At 69.2% G+C, this 16585-nt stretch carries 12 protein-coding genes; 3 read left to right on the forward strand and 9 right to left on the reverse strand.

Translation table 11 applies throughout. The features are described from left to right. Positions 1–2298, reverse strand: a complete 2298-nt coding sequence (locus KQY30_RS10840) for a cache and HAMP domain-containing protein (protein WP_254407062.1) — start codon at positions 2296–2298, stop codon at positions 1–3. Positions 2299–2634: 336 nt separating this feature from the next. Beyond that, positions 2635–3828: a CapA family protein gene (locus KQY30_RS10845; RefSeq protein WP_217306651.1), complete on the reverse strand. Its 1194-nt coding sequence runs from the start codon at positions 3826–3828 to the stop codon at positions 2635–2637. Positions 3829–3953: 125 nt separating this feature from the next. Here KQY30_RS10845 and KQY30_RS10850 point away from each other — a divergent pair, with 125 nt between their 5' ends. Further along, positions 3954–4922 carry a hypothetical protein gene (locus KQY30_RS10850; RefSeq protein ID WP_217306652.1) on the forward strand — a complete coding sequence of 323 codons (969 nt, stop codon included), beginning with the start codon at positions 3954–3956 and terminating at the stop codon, positions 4920–4922. A 51-nt stretch (positions 4923–4973) separates the two neighbouring features. Here the strand turns inward: KQY30_RS10850 and KQY30_RS10855 are convergent, their stop codons facing one another. Then, entirely contained in the window at positions 4974–6584 is a 1611-nt protein-coding gene (locus tag KQY30_RS10855; protein ID WP_254407063.1) for a phosphodiester glycosidase family protein, read from the reverse strand. Positions 6585–6849: 265 nt separating this feature from the next. On the opposite strand from KQY30_RS10855, the gene bla reads away from it, so the two are divergent. Beyond that, complete coding sequence (gene bla, locus KQY30_RS10860) at positions 6850–7818, forward strand: class A beta-lactamase (RefSeq protein WP_217306654.1); 969 nt, start codon at positions 6850–6852, stop codon at positions 7816–7818. Positions 7819–7936: 118 nt separating this feature from the next. Here bla and cmcH read toward each other — a convergent pair whose 3' ends face one another. From cmcH to KQY30_RS10880, 4 genes are all read right to left on the reverse strand, one after another. Then, entirely contained in the window at positions 7937–9502 is a 1566-nt protein-coding gene (gene cmcH / locus KQY30_RS10865) for a carbamoyltransferase C-terminal domain-containing protein (protein WP_217306655.1), read from the reverse strand. Positions 9503–9574: 72 nt separating this feature from the next. Beyond that, entirely contained in the window at positions 9575–10513 is a 939-nt protein-coding gene (locus KQY30_RS10870) for a 2OG-Fe(II) oxygenase family protein (RefSeq protein WP_217306656.1), read from the reverse strand. 99 nt (positions 10514–10612) lie between these two features. After that, positions 10613–11494, reverse strand: a complete 882-nt coding sequence (locus KQY30_RS10875) for a CmcJ/NvfI family oxidoreductase (RefSeq protein ID WP_217306657.1) — start codon at positions 11492–11494, stop codon at positions 10613–10615. Between the two features lie 9 nt (positions 11495–11503). Next, positions 11504–12181 carry a CmcI family methyltransferase gene (locus tag KQY30_RS10880; RefSeq protein ID WP_254407064.1) on the reverse strand — a complete coding sequence of 226 codons (678 nt, stop codon included), beginning with the start codon at positions 12179–12181 and terminating at the stop codon, positions 11504–11506. 260 nt (positions 12182–12441) lie between these two features. Between KQY30_RS10880 and KQY30_RS10885 the strand changes: the two genes are divergently transcribed. Beyond that, positions 12442–13638 (forward strand): aminotransferase class V-fold PLP-dependent enzyme, encoded by a 1197-nt coding sequence (locus KQY30_RS10885; RefSeq protein ID WP_217306659.1) that lies wholly within the window; start codon positions 12442–12444, stop codon positions 13636–13638. A 37-nt stretch (positions 13639–13675) separates the two neighbouring features. Here the strand turns inward: KQY30_RS10885 and KQY30_RS10890 are convergent, their stop codons facing one another. Further along, a complete protein-coding gene (locus KQY30_RS10890; protein WP_217306660.1) occupies positions 13676–14554 on the reverse strand; it encodes an AfsR/SARP family transcriptional regulator in 879 nt (292 codons plus the stop codon). A gap of 228 nt (positions 14555–14782) precedes the next feature. After that, a complete protein-coding gene (locus KQY30_RS10895) occupies positions 14783–16429 on the reverse strand; it encodes a penicillin-binding transpeptidase domain-containing protein (RefSeq protein WP_217306661.1) in 1647 nt (548 codons plus the stop codon). Between the last annotated feature and the right edge of the window lie 156 nt (positions 16430–16585).

Raw genomic sequence — 16585 nt, forward strand, 5'->3', positions numbered from 1 at the left:
TCAGATCCTTTCGGCGAGGGTCTGGGGTGTGCTGTCGCGTCTGCGCTGTTCCTGGAGTTGCTGGCGCAGGAGTTCCAGGGAGCGGGCGATGGCTCCGACCTCGTCGTGGTGGCGGGGGTAGAGGACGGTTCTGCGGTCGCCGTCGGCGAGGGTCTCGGCCTGGCGGGCCAGGGCGCGCAGGGGGCGGGCGACGACGATGTGGAGCCAGCCCAGGCAGGCGGCGGCCGCGGTGACGCCGAGGAGTCCGGCCAGGACGGTGCGGTTCTGGGCGCTGTATTCGGGGATGGCGAGGGCGGAGGCGGGCTGCCAGCTCACCACGGTCCAGCCCAGTGCTTTGGCGGCTCCGCCGCCGGCGAAGGGGGCCGCCGCGGCGATCTGGACGCCCTCGCCGTCGCGGAAGAGGACCCCGCTGGGGCGGGTGCTCAGTCCGGCTTTCTGGTTGGTGGCCTCGACCAGTGACTCCAGGCGTGCCGAGGGGAGGTTCTCGAAGGCGCGGTAGCCGGTGTTCGAGCCCAGGACCCGCCGTTCGGCGTCCACGATGCGTACCTGGCCGAGTCCGGGGCGTTTGAGGAGGGAGTTGAGGAAGTCGATGCGGAACTCGCCGACCACCAGGGCGCCGTCGCGGCCGGGGAGTTCGGCGTATCCGGTGATCCGCGGCTCCTTGGCACCGTCCCCGAGAACGGCGATCGGCTCGTTGCCGGGACGCTTCGCCCCCGGGTCCGCCGGACTGTCCCCGGCCTGCGCCAGGACGGTGCCGTCGGCGGAGAGCACGTACAGCGAGCTGTAGCGGGGGTGTTCGGTCATGGTCCGTTCCAGGACGGTCGTCATGTCCCCGGCCCCGGTCTCGTCACCGATGAGGGTGGCGACGGACAGCAGGTCGGCATACCCCTCGTTCAGCGCCCGTCGCACCCGGTCCGTGACCGTGTCGGTACGGTCCCGCTGATCACTCACAAGCTGCTGCGGCACCACCAGCGTGTCCCCGGCACGGTTCAGCACCAGCATCATCGGAACCGACCAGACCAGCAGGAGAATCCCACCGCCCGCCAGCAGCGCCCGGGTGCCGACGCGCCGCCCGCGCCGCCGCTTCCCGCCGCCCGTACCCGTACTCCCGTCGGGCGCGGGGGCGCCGAGGAGCTGGAGCCGGAGCTGTTCCAGCGCGTCGCCGATCCGGCGCGCCTCGCCGAACCGGGGCACGGTCACCGGCCGGGTGAGATCGCCGCGGGTGAGGCGGCGGCTCTCCAGGAAGAGCCGGAGCAGCGGGCCCTGGACCGTACCGAGCAGCAGGGCCACGGCAAGGGCGCCGATGACCAGCAGCGCGCCGGCGGACCACAGGCCGAACATCGGGTCGTTCACCCGACTGGTGTTCTCCGGGACGGTGACCAGGGTGACCACGGAGAGACCGAGGCTGGTCGCGTCGGTGCTGCCGCCGGCCTCGGGCGCGGCGAGCGTCGCGTACCCGGCCACCGGGCGCTCCCCGCTGATCAGCTTGGTGCCGGTCATGGATCCGCTGACCCCGAGGAAACCGCCGGAGCCGGGTTCCTTGGTGGTGAGCGGGTTCTGTCCGGACTTTTCCGCGGAGCGCTTCGCGAAGGTACGGAGCTGCTTCTCGGTCTGCTCGATCTCGTCCTTGGCGGTGTCCGAATCATCCTCTTCGGGCACCTGGAGGCCGTCGCTGCTGAGGACCGTGCCGCCCGCGTCGACCACGGCGATCGCCCGGAACTTGCCGAGGCTCACCCCGGGGACCTTCAGGCTGTTCGAGGTGATCAGCAACTGCTGCGGCCGGCCCTCCCAGGACAGCAGGGCAAAGGTGAGCAGCCGGGTCTCGCCGTTCTCCAGCCGGATCATCCGGGGGGCGAGGCCGTCCTCGTCGGAGAGTTTCTGCAGGTCGACGGCGAGGAGCGGTACGTTCTCGCCGCGCGCGGCAAGCAGTTTGCCCGACTTGATCTCGACGATCGCCGAGCCGCGCCACTTCTGGTAGACGTTGCCCAGTTTGTCGAGAACGGTGTCGGCGGAGACCGGATCGCCCGCGTTGAAGAGCGACGCGGTCCGGTCGAGGTCGGTGATCGATTCGTCCAGCGAGGCCCGGAGCGCGATCGCGCCGTCCTCGGCGAAGTGCTGCTGGGAGATCCGTACCGCCTTGGGAAGCGGTTCGGCCGTGCCGAATCCCAGGGCGGTGAGGCCGGCCAGCGCGAGCAGCAGTGCCGAGAGGACCGCGATCGGTGGGCGGATGCCACCCAGGAGCGACATGTCGGCCCGTTTACGGACCTTGTGCCGCCGCTTCGCAGACGAAACGGCCATGGGTACCTCTCTCAGCATGGTGCGGCCGGCGCCGGAGCACGCGCGGGCGTGCGCGCGCTGGCGCGGGCGTGTGGGGGTCGAACAGGTCCCGTACGGGGCTCTGCCGTACGGAACGGACGCAGGACGGCGGAAGCCCAAGAGGACGCTACCGACCGCGAAAAGATGACCGGCCGCGGGGTCGAATGGTTGTACACAATCGAACCGGTACGCGGTGTGATCTGAATTACAGATGTTACGTGCGGGACATGAGAGGCCCGCAACCGGGGCAAAGGGCCCCGGTCAAAGCCCGGCTGAACGGGCCACCAACAGGCAAACCAGCAGGCAGCCGACGGGGCACTAGCCCGGCGGCTCCTCCAGGGGCGTCAGCCCGTCCTTCGCCGCACCCCGGTTGAGCATCGTCCCTTGTGTACGGTCGAAGGCCAGCCGGTAACGGGCGAGTTGCTCCTCCGTGTACTTCTTGCCGTCCTGGGACTTCCCGTCCTCCAGCGCCCGCGCCACATCGACCAGCCGGTAGTCCGTCACCGCGCCCTCGGGCAGCTTGTCGGGCAGGGCGGGGTCCTCCGGCACCGGAGGGATATCGACAAAGGTCGGTACGTACTGCGCCTGTACGTCCCACTTCGCACCGTGCTTTGTGAATGTGAACCAGCCAATGGCTCCCTCTTCGGACTGACCGCTGGGCACCTCGTGCCGGGCGACCTGATTGCCGAGGCCGTACGCGACCCAGGTGCCGTTGATCTTCTCCATCGGCTGCACGACATGGGCGTGGTGCCCGATCACCAGGTTGATGCCGGTCTGCTTCGCGATGCGCTCGGCCAGCTCCATCTGCGAGGTACTGGGCGCGTTGTGGTGCTCACGCCCCCAGTGAATGCTGAGGATGACGACATCCGCGCCCGCCTTCCTGGCGCGCTTCTCGGCGTCGGCGATCGCGGTGAACGAGGTCTTGTTGACCAGCCACGGCTTGTCCGGGGGCACCTGGTCGGACCCGAAGCCGAAAGCGAAGGAGATCTGCGCCACCTTCACCCCCTTCACCTCGGTGATCAGCGGCTTCAGCCACTCGGCCTCGCTCCGGGCCGAACCCGTGTGTCCCAGACCGGCCGCGTCCAGAGTGTCCAGCGTCCGCTCGACCCCGGCGGCGCCATGGTCGATCGAGTGGTTCGACGCCGTCGAGCAGGTGTCGTAACCGATGTTCTTGAGCGTGCCCGCGATCTCCGGCGGCACCTGGAAATTCGGGAACCCCTCGTACGGCCCGCCCTTCGGAGCGATCACCGGCTCCATGTGGCAGATCGCCAGGTCCGCCTTGCTGATGACGGGCTTCACGCCGGCCATCAGCGGGGCGAAGTCCAGCTCGGGACCGCCCGCGGTGGCCTTGCCGTCCTTGCGCGCCTGGTCGGTCAGCGGCGGATGGATCAGTACGTCACCGGCCGCGGCAACCGTGAACGAGGGACCCCCGCCCTTGGCCGCGCCCGCGTCCCCGCCCCCGGAACCGAGTGCGGAACAGCCCGCGACGGCCGCGGCGAGGCAGACTGTCACGGCGGCACGGAAGGTGGCGCGGGGAGCCGTACGCGTACCGGTATGGCGTCCGCGGAGCGGAGAGAGAGGCGCGAGGGGTTGCTTCACAAAGGTATTTTGTACGCCATATGGAACGATCTTCGACCGTGAAGATAACAATCACGGCAAGCCTGCTGGTCGGAGCACTGATAGTGGCCGCTGTGGTGATCGTCACTCCACTCTGGGACCGCGACTCCGGCGGCCCCTCCCGGCCCGCCGCGGGTTCCGGCACCGAACTCGACCTGGGCCGGCGCGTCGCGGACTTCGCCCAGGACACCGTCGCCGACGCCGGCTTCCGGCCGCCGAACCGCGTCGAGCGCGAGACCGTCGCGGCCGGGGTCGGGCTCTATCTCGACGGCAGGCGGGGCGAGGCCGAACGCAGGCTCGCCGAGGTCGACTTCGGCGTACGGATCCTCCGGGACAGCGGGCAGGGCCGCCGGTTCGCGGAGATAGCCGACCGCGCGGACGAGGACACGCGCGGCTGGGGCCGTGTGTACATCCCGCTCGACGGGCCCGCCCGCTTCTCCGTACAGGTACCGCACCCCGTGGCCGACGCCTACAGCGAGACCCTCGGCGCCGGTGTCCTGCGCGACACCCCCGGCGGGGTACTCGTCGTCGCCGGCGCCCACCGCACGGCGGGCGAGGGCAACGCCGCGGACATGGCGCACCGTACCGACACCGTCTTCCACGCCGTCTGCGCCGAACTCGTCGCCCGCCGTCTGCCCGGCATCCAGATCCACGGCTTCGCCGACACCACGTCCCCCGGCCACGAGGCGGTCGTCTCCACGGGCGCCGGCGACCAGGCCCGCCCCCAGGCCGTCGCCCTGGCCCGCGCTCTGAAGACCGCCGGGTTCCGGATCTGCCGCGCCTGGACCGCCAACTGCCCCCTGGCGGGCCGCACCAACAAACAGGGACGCCTGGCGGCCGACGCCGGAGTCCCGTTCATCCACGTGGAGTTCAGCCGCACGGTACGGACGGACCCGGCCCGTATCCGCGCCGCGGTCGAGGCCATGGGCACGGCGGTGGCGGACTGGAAAACAGCGCCGGACGGGCTGCTGAGCCCGTCCGGCGCTTGAGAAGGGATCGGAGCCGGACCGCACCGGCCCCGGTCGATCGGACCGGACCGGTCAGCCCCGGCGGGCCGGGAGGACCTGGATCGTGTCGCCGACCGCGCGTTCGCCGGTGGCGTCCGAGGTGGTGTTGACCAGCTTGCCGCCGACGACCATCGCGCTGGAGCCGCCGCCGTCCAGGTTCAGGGCCTGCTTCGCGCCCAGGGAGCGCATGAAGCGGGCGGCCTCGCCCAGCGTGAAGCCCTCGCTGACGCCCGGCTGGCGCCCGTCGACCGTGACCAGGAGCAGCCGACCGTGGCCGTCGATACCGGCCATGGTGCGGGGCTGGCGTACGTTCGACCAGGCGAAGCCGAAGGAGAGGTCCAGCGGGTCGAGCGTGCCCTCCGTGGCGGCGTCGATGGAGACCCTGCCGTCCCGCACCAGCGTCGGGGCGGCGCTGACGATGCTGTCGTGGGCGCCGAGCTCGATCTGCCGTCCGGCGGAGTCGCGGATGACCTCCTGCACCGAGATCCGCTCGCCCTCGCGGGCCTGTGCCGTCAGCCAGTCGGCCGCGCCGCCGACGCCCTGGAGCACCGAACCGCCGGCCGGGACCTCACCGCCGCGCGCACCGACCGAGACCACACGGTCCTTGGAGTCGAGCACGACCTGGATACCGGCGCCCTGCGGCAGCGCGGCACGGAACCTCGGGGTGAACTTCACCAGGTCGTTCGGCAGGGTGCAGGTGGTGTCGTGGCGGGCCAGCTCGGTGGGGACGGCGCCGGGGCGGCCGCAGTTGCGGACCTTTCCGGGGAGCCGGTTGATGCCCTGCACCGCGTACGAGGAGGACTTCGCCCGGGCGGTGACCGTGGTGGACAGATCGGCGATACGGGGGTGCCGCCCGCCGTCCGCCATGATCAGCGCGGCACGGGAGCCGACGGCCATCGACTCCAGCTCGCCGTCGTACGCGGAGATACCGGCCACCGTGCCCTGCACACCGTCCGCGTCGGAGGTGATGAAGAAGCCGCCGTTGACGGCCAGCAGCGAACCGTTCTTCACGGCGACGGAGGAGGTCGTCTCGCGGTCCGCGACATTGCCGTCGTGGGTGCTCTCCACGGTGCCGCGGAACCGGGCCGGGTCGATCACCGCGACATGGATGCTCTCCCGGTCGGCCGACTGGCGGCCGTCGTAACCGGTCCACTCCACGGAGGTACGGAAACCGCCCGCCGTGATCGCCTGGTTGGCGGTCTGGGCCTCGGCCTGGGTGGCGTACGAGCCGACCCGCACCTGCCAGCCCATCGTGCCGCGCGGTGTGTCGGCGTACTCGTCCCAGACGACCCGCTCGGCCCGCGGCTCGAACCCGGCGGCGCGGAGCTTCGCCTCCGTGCTGTCGGCCCAGGCACGGTCGCCCAGCGGGGCCCAGGTGGCGGCGCCGGTCAGCCGGTTGACGGCCGGGGCCTGGACCGTGACCGTCCAGACCGGTGCGGCGTCCTTGTTCTGGAGGACGCCGCTGCGCACCTGGATGCCGGGCGCCACGGTGTCCGTCTTCCACTGCACCTGCTGGAAGGCGGAAGCGGAGCGGTGGGCCGGGGCGGGAGCGGAGACCGCGACGGCCTGCGCCACGCCGGAAACGGTCAGGGTGTTGACCCCCACCAGCGCGACGGCCGCCCCCAACGCGATACGTGTCCGCACGCCCCGCCGGGCTCCGCGCGGGTGCTTTCTGTCCTGACCGTCCATGATGTCCCCTAGCAGTTGACGCTCTGACCGAGGCCATCCCAGCCACGCACGGGGACCGGGACAAAAACGGACGGGGGCGCTCCGCCGAAGGCGCGATGAAGGAGCCCTGGGGCGACCGCGCACGACACCGACGCCCCACGCGGCCTTCCGGCCCGCACGCTTTCGGTATCTTTCGCCATGGGCTTGCTGTCCTCGCAAACCCACCAGCGGAAGGACGAATATGAAATTATCCCGACCGGGCGTCAGCCGACCGAGCCTCAACCGCCGCGCATTCCTGGGGGCGGCGGCGCTTTTGCCACTGGCCGGATGCACGAACGGCACAACGCCCGATTCCCGTCCCTCGTCGCCGGCTTCCGCGCCCTCCGCCCGTTCCGCTCCTTCCGCCGCCTCAGCCGCCGTGCCGAATCGCCGCCACGACCGACTGATCGAGCTTGAACGGAAGTTCGAGGCACGTCTGGGGGTTTATGCCCTCGCCACCGGCACGGGCGAGGGAATCGCCCATCGGGCGGATGAACGATTCGCGTTCTGCTCGACGTTCAAGGGAGTGGCGGCAGCCGCGGTTCTGCACCACAACCCGCTGTCGCATCTCGATACCGTCGTCCGGTACACCGATGACGACCTCATGAAGCACGCCCCCATCACCTCGCAGAATGTGGCGAAGGGGATGACGATCCGTCAACTGTGCGACGCGGCGGTCCGCTACAGCGACGGTACGGCCGGCAATCTGCTGCTCCGAGACCTCGGCGGCCCGGCCCGGCTCACGGCGTACACCCGGACCCTGGGAGACACGGTCACCCGGATAAACCGTACCGAGCCGGAGATCTCGGAAGCCATCCCGGGAGACCCCCGCGACACGACATCCCCCCGGGCATTCGGCACCAACTACCAGAAATTCGTGCTGGGGAACGCCCTGCCGAGCGACAAGCGCGCCTTCCTCCGTGACCTGCTGGAACGCAACACCACCGGCGCCGAACGCATCCGGGCCGGTGTGCCGCGGGGCTGGACAGTGGCCGACAAGACCGGGACCGGCAGCTACGGCACGCTCAACGACATGGCCATCGTGTGGCCGCCGAAATCCGCGCCGCCCCTGGTCATCGCCGTCATGTCCACCAAAGCCGGCAAGGACGCCGAATACGATCAGAGCCTCATCGCCGAGGCCGCCGAGTACGCCGTGGAAACTCTCGCCTGAGGAAATTCCGCTGGACGGGCGGCGGAAGCAGATGAAGCGCATGGGGCCGGCGGAACCGCTGGATCCGATGGCCGCGCGCCTGCCTCACCGCCCGTCCCGGGCGGAATCCCGGATTGTGTCAGGAACCCTCGATCCGCTGGTACCAGGTGTCGCCCACGACCATGTCCTGAATTCCGCGTGACTCACAGTAGAGCACGAGATCGGACATCCGGTTGATGAACCCTTCACCGTTGAAGTTCAGCGATGTGTTGCACAGCACGCCGATTCCCCGCTCGGCGGCGAACGCCGAAAGCAGCCGGTGCAATTGCGGGTTGCCCGAATCCCGTACGGTCTGGACCCGTGTCGAACCGTCCACATGCGTCACGGCCCGCAGACCGCTGGACTCCCGTACATGCCGGAAATACAGCATGTACGGATCCTCGAAGTCCTGGTGGAACGCCTTGCCCAGGTCCTCGACCCGGGCGCACGGCGCGATGGGCCGGTAGTCCTCCCGCTGCTTGATGGTGTTGAGCCGGTCGCGGGTGGCCGCGCCGAACGGCTCGGCCAGGATGGACCGGTTGCCCAGGGCGCGCGGCCCGATCTCCCATCGGCCCTGCACCCACGCCACGATCCGGCCGGTGGCGAGGGCCCCCGCCAGGGCGCCGTCGTCGAGCGGACGGGAGCGCCAGCGGGCGGGATCCGGCCGGGTGTCGCTGACGAAGTCGAGTCCGCTGTACACGCTCCAGTCGATATGGGGATCGCCGGTGAAGGTCGAGAGCGCGTCGATGGCGGTGCCCAGCGCGGAGCCGGAGTCATTGGTGCACGGGGCGACGAAGACCGAGGAGAAATGGCCGAGTTCGGCCCACTGGCTGTTCCAGTCGCAGTTCAGCCCGCAGCCGCCGGAAATATAGAGCGGACTGCCTTCCGGCATGTGCTCGCGTGCGACCTGGGCGAAGGTCTCGAAGAGACGCTCGGTCAGCAGCGCGGCGGCGGTCTTGCATTCGTCCGACTCGACGCCCGCGTTGTAGAGGACCGAGTCCCGGTACTCGTCCTTGGGCGCCGGGTACATGGAGTCCTGCTTCAGGATCCGCTCGACGACATGCTTGATGTCGGGACTGGCGTCGCACGCGTCTCCGAACGCCGCCAGCGCCATCAGCTTTCCTGCGTCGTTGAGGCGCGGCTTCCCTCCGGAGTCGGGGAAGGTCGGGTCGGCGAGCCCGAAGAGAAAGGAATAGCGGGCACCGGGCGCCGTCATGACCGGCACCGTGTGGATGATCCGCTGGCTGGAGTCGACAAGATAGAAGGCGCCGACGTCGCCCTCCCAGACCAGGACCGTCCGTACGGGGCTGTCATCCCGCGGGGCCATTCCCAGCGCCATGTAGATGTGCGATCTCTCGTGCGTCGAGGTGAAGAACCGGACCTCTTTGCCGAAGAAACGAGAGGTGGTGACGGTGGGCTCCTGCGTGCCCTCGTATCCGGCGCCGGTGTACGAGATGCGTGTCGGGCGCAGATCGCTCCAGCCGCCGAGGGCCACCACGTCCGGTATCGCGTCAAGCCGCTCCGCGATGTCCAGGATCGTCGTCGGCAGCAGGGGCGTGTACCGCGGGCGTGAGTCCTTCTCCGATTCCAGCGAGTAGAGCAACTGACGATTGTCGACCGCGGCGACCGCGCCGTCATGACCCGGCTTCAACGCAACGACGAGCATTCCTGTCCTTCCCACGAATGAGGCCATCGTCGATGGCCGGGTGTGATCCGGTTCCGGGATCCGCGACAGCGCCTATGACTCGGCGGTCGCGTGCATCGTGATGTAGTTGGTCCCGATCCATTCCCCGAAGGTCGCGGTCTCGGCGTCGAGGCTGACATCGAGGCCGTATGTCCGGGCCTTGGGGACCGAGAACGCGAAGTCGGTCGAGGGGCGCAGGAAGAAGACGCTCGACATACGGTCGCTGCCCTCCCGCATGCCGGCGCCCGGGGCCCTGACATGGTGCTGGGGTGCGGGCACCGCGCCCTGGGTGGCCAGCGGGGCGATGGCACCGCAGAGCACGATCACGGCGTCCCGCACGGCCGGCAGGCTCACCATCGTGCCGCCGATCTCGGCCTGGAGGCTCACGAATCCGTTGGCGCACGGGGTCTGGTGGATGAGGGTGATGATGGACAGGTCGTAGTGCGGCGCCATCCGCCGCGGCTCCCGCTCGGCGGCGCGGTGCTCGGGGACCTCTGGGAAGTAGCGCAGCCGCAGTACGGGGTCGCAGTCCAGCAGCGTGTCCATGTCCCCGGCGTCATACGTGCCGGTCGCGTTCAGAACCACCCGCGCGGCTTCCCGCGCCGCCGTGTAGAGGTTGTCGAAGTGGTCCGTCCAGACCTTCTCGAACCGCTGCGTGGGGAAGAGATTGCCCGAGACGCCCATCGAGTACGACATCGAATAGTCGGTGTACGTCCCGGTGTTGGTCACCTGGGCCGTGCTCTCCGCCTCCAGGGCGGAGTAACCGCGGCGCATGGTCGGGATCTTGGTGGTCACGGCCTCCTTCTCCTCCGGAGTGCCGTGCTCGAAGAAGTCCATGGCCGTGTCCGCGGCCAGTTGGTGGTCCTCCTCCCGCACACCGTAGTCGGTGAGATAGAAGACCCCCATCTCCGTCACACACGTGCGGAACTTCTCCTGGTCGGCGCCCTTCCGCAATTCGGTGAGGCTGAAGATCGGTACGGTCGTGTCCGCCATGTCACCTGCTCCCTCTCGGCTTTCTGATCCAGCTCTCTGATCCGGCTTTCGTGATCCGGCTCTCTGGTCGGTCTCTGATCCGGCTTTTCCGCCCGGCGGTCAGCCATAGAAAAGCAGGGCACGCATTTCCAGGGATGTCCGCAAGTGCCCGGTGGCGGGCCCCTTCTCGTCGAAGAAGGCCGTGTGCGGACAGAGACCGGCCACATCGGTCAGGTCGTCGCGCTCTCCGTGCTCCACGCCTTCAGCGGCGAAGGCCAGGCCGCGGCTCGCGCTGTCGTAACACTTGAAAAGGATCACTTCATCGGGTGAGAGCGACCCCCAGTAGTACCAGCGGTGGCCCGGGTTGTGTCTCACGGAGTAGTTCTCACGGTCCTTGAGCCACGCCGGGAAATGCAGCCGGGTCGGCACCAGATCGGCAGCGGGATCCAGCGACCGGTAGTCGCACAGGGCGAGCGGGTAATTGCGTACGGGTTCGATCAGCGGCCGCCAGACGTTGATGATCTGGAATCTGCGGAACGGGCGCCCCGGCCCGATGTGCTCCTCGGCACGGGCCCGGGCACTTTTCGGGCTCTGATCGACATGCACGCGCTGATGCGGCGACTGATGGGAGGCGTCGTGGGGGACGCCCGCGTCCTCCCGCCGCACGGTGGCGTCGAAGAACCGCACCACGTCCGCACCGGTGAGGGACCGGAGCAGCTCCGCCGTCTCATGCCGGTACAGCTCAAGGTCCGCCGCGGAACTCTCCACCAGGGCCCGTTGATCCACCCGCGTGGGCGACACGATCCTCTCGAATCCCATGTCGTCGAGTTCCGGCCGGACCGGGCTGTCGCGCACGTCGGTGACGACGGTCTCGGTGGCGACCTTGCGGAAGTTGAAGAGCACCTCGGGCGGCCGGGACAGGGCGTCGATGCACCAGTCGTCGTCCCGCCCCGCCGGGGTCAGCGGGGCGCTGTAGTACAGGAGACTCGATACGGTCGGCATTCCGTACGCCTACTCCTTCGTCGCCGACCGCCGGAAGACGCCGCGGTCCAGTTGCGGGCTGGCATTGGCGTACACCATGTCCATGGTCAGTACATCGCGGAAGGCGGCGAGATACTGGGCCAGCAGCTTGGGGCTGTACCGGTTCCAGTAGGGAATCATGTCCTCGATGATGAAATAGTCGCCCTGTTCGAGCAGATGGTCGACGGCCCATTTCATGATGTTGAACGTATTGCTGTGCGCGTCGTCGATGAAGACCAGTGGGTGGGCCGCTTCACGGAGCGGCTCAAATGTCTCCAGTGCGGCGCAGTCGGCCTCGTAAAGAGTGATGCCCGACTTCTCGGCGGGCGGGATCTGGCACCGTGACAGATCGCGGTCGATCCCGATGACTTCGCAGTCGATCCCCATGAGCCGGGTCAGATCGCGGAACCAGACCAGTGAGCCGCCGCTGTACACACCCAGTTCGACCACGGTCCGTGGCCGCACCTCCCACAGCAGATCGTGGTAAGCCGCCTGCGTATCCGGGTCCTTGAGCATCCGCAGGCCCCGCCACTGGTAGCGGGCGAAGTCCGCGAACCCGAGATCGCGGGGCGCCTCCGCCCACTCGTCGAGCGGCCACTCACGAGGCCGTCCGTCGAGGACAGGAGGGTGGTAGACCGGATCTTCGCCGACCCCCCGGAATATATTCAAATCCAGGAAATCTTCACGAGAGTACTCGTTCAATGTGCTCTCCCTAGCCGGTCCGAAAGCTGCACCGACATTCTGCCCGGCACCGCTCTTGAGGCACTCTTCCGGCTCTCTCTGATTCCTCTTCGTGCCTTTCTTCGCGGTTTTCCGCGACGGCAGGAAAGCATCTGTCCGGGATCGTACGACGGCTGCTACTGTGCCTCACGTCGACCGAATGCCGGCGGGTCCCCTTTTCTTATTCCGAATTCCCGGGAGATCACGACATGGCTGTTGCCGACTGGGACGAAGCCCGCGGCCGAATGCTGCTCGACCCCACCGCCGTCAATCTCAACACCGGTTCCGGCGGACCGCTGTCGCGCTCCACCTTCGAACGCGTCACCGGTCTGCGTACCCGTCTCGCCCACGCGCCCATGGACTTCCTGCTGCACGAGGTCCCTCCGCTGCTGTGGACGGCGCGGGAGCGCCTGGCCGGCTTCCTGGGCGCCGACCCGTACCGCCTGGTCCTCACCACCAATGTGACCGGGGCCGTCAATCTGGTGGCGTCCTCACTGAGCCTGGCCGCGCCGGGCGAGATCCTGCTGACCGATCACGAGTACACACCGATGCGCTGGTGCTGGGAGCGGATGGCGCGGCGGCTGGGCCTGGAGCTGAGGACGTTCCGGCTGCCGGTGCTGCCCGCCCATCCCGGTGAGATCGTGGACGCGGCCGTCGCCGCGATGAGCCCACGGACCCGGCTGCTGTCCTTCAGCCATGTCACGGCGACCACCGGACTGGTCCTGCCCGCCCGGGAGTTGTGCGAACAGGCACGCCGGCGCGGGATCACGACCGTGGTGGACGGCGCCCACGCCCCGGGGCTCATCGGCCTCGGCCTGGCGGACATCCCTTACGACTTCTATGCCGGAAGCGGCCACAAATGGCTCCTCGCCCCCACAGGCGTCGGCTTCCTGCACTTCGACGCACGGCACCGGGACAGTCTGCGGCCGGCACAGGTGAGCTGGGCGTACGAGCCCCCGCCGGGGCCGCCGGACGAGCGCGACCGGTTCGGCAGTACGCCCCGGTTGCGCAGACTGGAGTGCGAGGGCACCCGGGACCTCTGCCCCTGGCTCGCGATACCCGAATCGATCGATTTCCAGGCGGAACTGGGGCACGACCGGATCCGTGCGCGCAGACGCGAGCTCGCCGACTACACCCGCCAGCGCCTCACCGGCTGGCAGGGGCTGGAGCCCGCCACCCCCGAGCCGGCGGCGCTGTCCGGCGGAATGGTCGCGTTCCGCCTGCCCGAGAAGTCCGGAGCCGGGACGCTGCGCCAAAGGCTCTGGGAGCGCTTCCGGATCGAGGCAGCGGTGTCCGAGCGCCCGGACGGACCGCTGCTCCGGGTCTCGGTGAACTTCTACACCACCGAATCCGAGATCGACCGCTTGGCGGAAGCACTCAAGGAGCTGCTGTACGAGGGGAGTTGAGCGTGCCGGACACCGGTGCCGGACACGACCGCGGCCCTCAGGCGCCGGGACGACATCGACGGCGCCCCGCCGCGTCGCTCCCGTACCGGGGAAGCGTCCGCGGCTCCGCCCCGGCGGACACCGTCACCTCGTACGGGGTGCCGGCGCGCAGGGCGTTCTCGTCCTGACGCAGGATCGCCTGCATCACCCTCGTCATCCGCTCCCCCGGGCTGATCCCGATCTGCTCCCGCAGGATGTCCTTCGCCCGGTGGAAGACCTGGATCGCGTCGGCCTGGCGGCCCTCGGCGTAGTAGGCCTTCATGAGGGAGACGTACAGGTCCTCGCGGAAGGGATCGCGCTCGACCAGCTCCGACAGACGGATGATCGCGTCGTTGTGGCGCCCGAGACCGACATCGATCAGGGCCCGCAGTTCGACCGCCGCCCGCCGCTCCTCCTCCAGGGTCTCCCCCTTCAGCCGCAGCCTGCTGGAGGTGACGTCGGCGAAGGCCGGTCCCTTCCACAGGGCCAGCGCGGCGTCGAGCCGCTCGGACGCGTCCCGGTGCTCCCCGCGCGCGTACAGGTCCCGTACGACACGTACCGCCTCCCGGAACACGAACAGATCGATGCACCGCGGTGACACCCGCAACTCGTAGCCGTGATCGTGCGAGCCGAGTGCGTCGCGGGCGAGGCCCGCCTGCACCAGGGCGGTACGGATCATCCAGGCCGAGGTCTGGAGCTGGCCGGAGACGGTCGTGGGCGGCTCGCCGTCCCACGAGTCCTCGATGATCGCCTCCTTGGAGGTGAACTGCCCCGGCCGCAGCGCCAGGGACGCGAGGAATCTCCGCTGCCGCTGCCCTCTGATGGGTATCGGAACGGCGTCCTTCACGGGAGTCACCGGGCCGAGAAGCCTGATCGTCACATCGTTGCAGGTGTCCATGGCTGATCCCCTTGTGAATGAACCACGCCCTCACCCTTGTGGGGCGGACATGGCACTGGCGTATTCCCTGTCGGCATCCGTGCTTGCGTGCGGTCGCGCCGGTCACCTGGCGACCGGCACCCCGGTGGGGGCGCGGCGCCGGTGCCGACGCGAGTCGGAGGAACGGGCTGTTGAGGACCGGCAGTCAAGGGCAGTCGGGGGTACGGGAGTCGCGGCGCCGCCGCCGGATCAGGAGCGCACGAGATTCTCCAGGAACGCCGCCGCGACGGGACCCGCGTCGGAGCCGCCCGAGCCGCCGTCCTCCAGCAGGACCGCCCACGCCAGGTTCCGGTCCCCCTGGTAGCCGATCATCCAGGCGTGTGTGCGCGGAGGGGTCGCCGTACCGAACTCCGCCGTGCCCGTCTTCGCGTGCGGCTCGCCGGGGATGCCCTGGAGCGCCCGGCCGGCCCCCTCGGTGACGGTCGCGCGCATCATGCCGCGCAGCGCCTCGACGACTCCGGCGTCCAGCCGGGCGGGGGCGTCGTACCGCTTCTTCACGGCGTCGGGCACCAGGACGGGCTGCTGGAAGGCGCCCGCCTTCACCGTGGCCGCGATCGAGGCCATCACCAGGGGCGAGGCCTGCACCCGGGCCTGCCCGATGGTCGAAGCGGCCTTGTCGTTCTCGCTCGTGGCGACCGGGACGCTGCCGTCGTACGTGGCGGTGCCCACGTCCCAGGTGCCGCCGATGCCGAACGCCTGCGCGGTGTCGTGCAGGGCGGACTCGGACAGCCTGCCGCGGGAGTTGACGAAGAACGTGTTGCAGGAGCGGGCGAAGCTCTCCCGGAAGGTCGACCCGGCGGGCAGCGTGAACTGGTCCTGGTTCTCGAAGCGTTGCCCGTTGACCTCGGCGAACTTCGGGCAGTCCGCGCGGTCCGACGGCTTCATGCCCTGCTTCAGCAGGGCCGCGGCCGTCACCACCTTGAAGGTGGAACCGGGCGGATAGCGGCCCTCCAGCGCTCGGTTCATACCGGAGGGTCTGTTCGCGGCGGCCAGGACATGGCCGCTGGACGGGTCGACGGCGACGATCGCCGCGGTCTTCTCCAGCCCGGTCAGGGCGTCGGCGGCGGCCTCCTGGACCGCGGGATCGATGGTCGTACGGACCGGCCTGCCCTCGCTCCCCCGGCCGGTGAGCTTCTTCACCACCCGGAGGGACTGACGGTCCACGACCACGACCGCCCTCGACGGGCCCGGTCCCGCGAGCTGCTTGTCGTAGCGTGCCTCAAGACCCGAGATCCCCTTGCCGGTCCCCTCGTCGACCATGCCGACGAGGGAGGCGGAGCGCAGTTCGTCGCCGTTCCTGTCGAGGACGGCGGCGCGGTCCCGCGTCTGGAGGGCGAGGGTCTGGCCGGGAACGAGATCAGGATGGGTCGTCTCCGTATGGAATTCGACCTTCCATTTCTCCCCGCTCCTGATGACCTTCGCTCTGGAGTCCCACCCGTAGTCACCGGCGCCGGGAACGGCCATCTTCACGGTAAAGGGAATTTCCACTTCCCCTTCCGTTTTCCGCTCGCCGGTACCGGCACTGATCTCGGTCCTCGACGGCTTGAGGTTCGTCATCAGGGATTTAATCAATGACTCGGCGTTGCCGGGGGTGTCCGTCAGCAGACCGGCCCGCCGGGCGTCGCCCGCCTCCCACGCGGCGAGGAACTTCTCGAACTCCCCCGTCGCGGCCACCACCTGCGGGTCCGCGTCCTCACCGGCAACCAGGCTGACGTAACCCCAGTAACCGATCCCCGCGGTCACGGCCAGCACGGTGACCGCGGAGACGATCGTCCGGCCGGGAGACCGGCGCCTGGGGTACGGCGAGTTATCGCCATGGCTGTCGGAATGCATCATGAGGCCCAGGCTATGCGTGTCCGCTCTTCCGCCGCTCCCCCGCGTACGGCGTTCGGGACGACGCGGGAGCGAAAACCGGAACGACGGATAAGAAGGGCTGCCGGCCGAAGCCGCTGGTAAAGGGACAATAAAGGGGGACTCTGGGGATGAACCTAT

This window comes from Streptomyces sp. GMY02, from assembly GCF_019056675.1.
Classification (GTDB): domain Bacteria; phylum Actinomycetota; class Actinomycetes; order Streptomycetales; family Streptomycetaceae; genus Streptomyces; species Streptomyces odonnellii.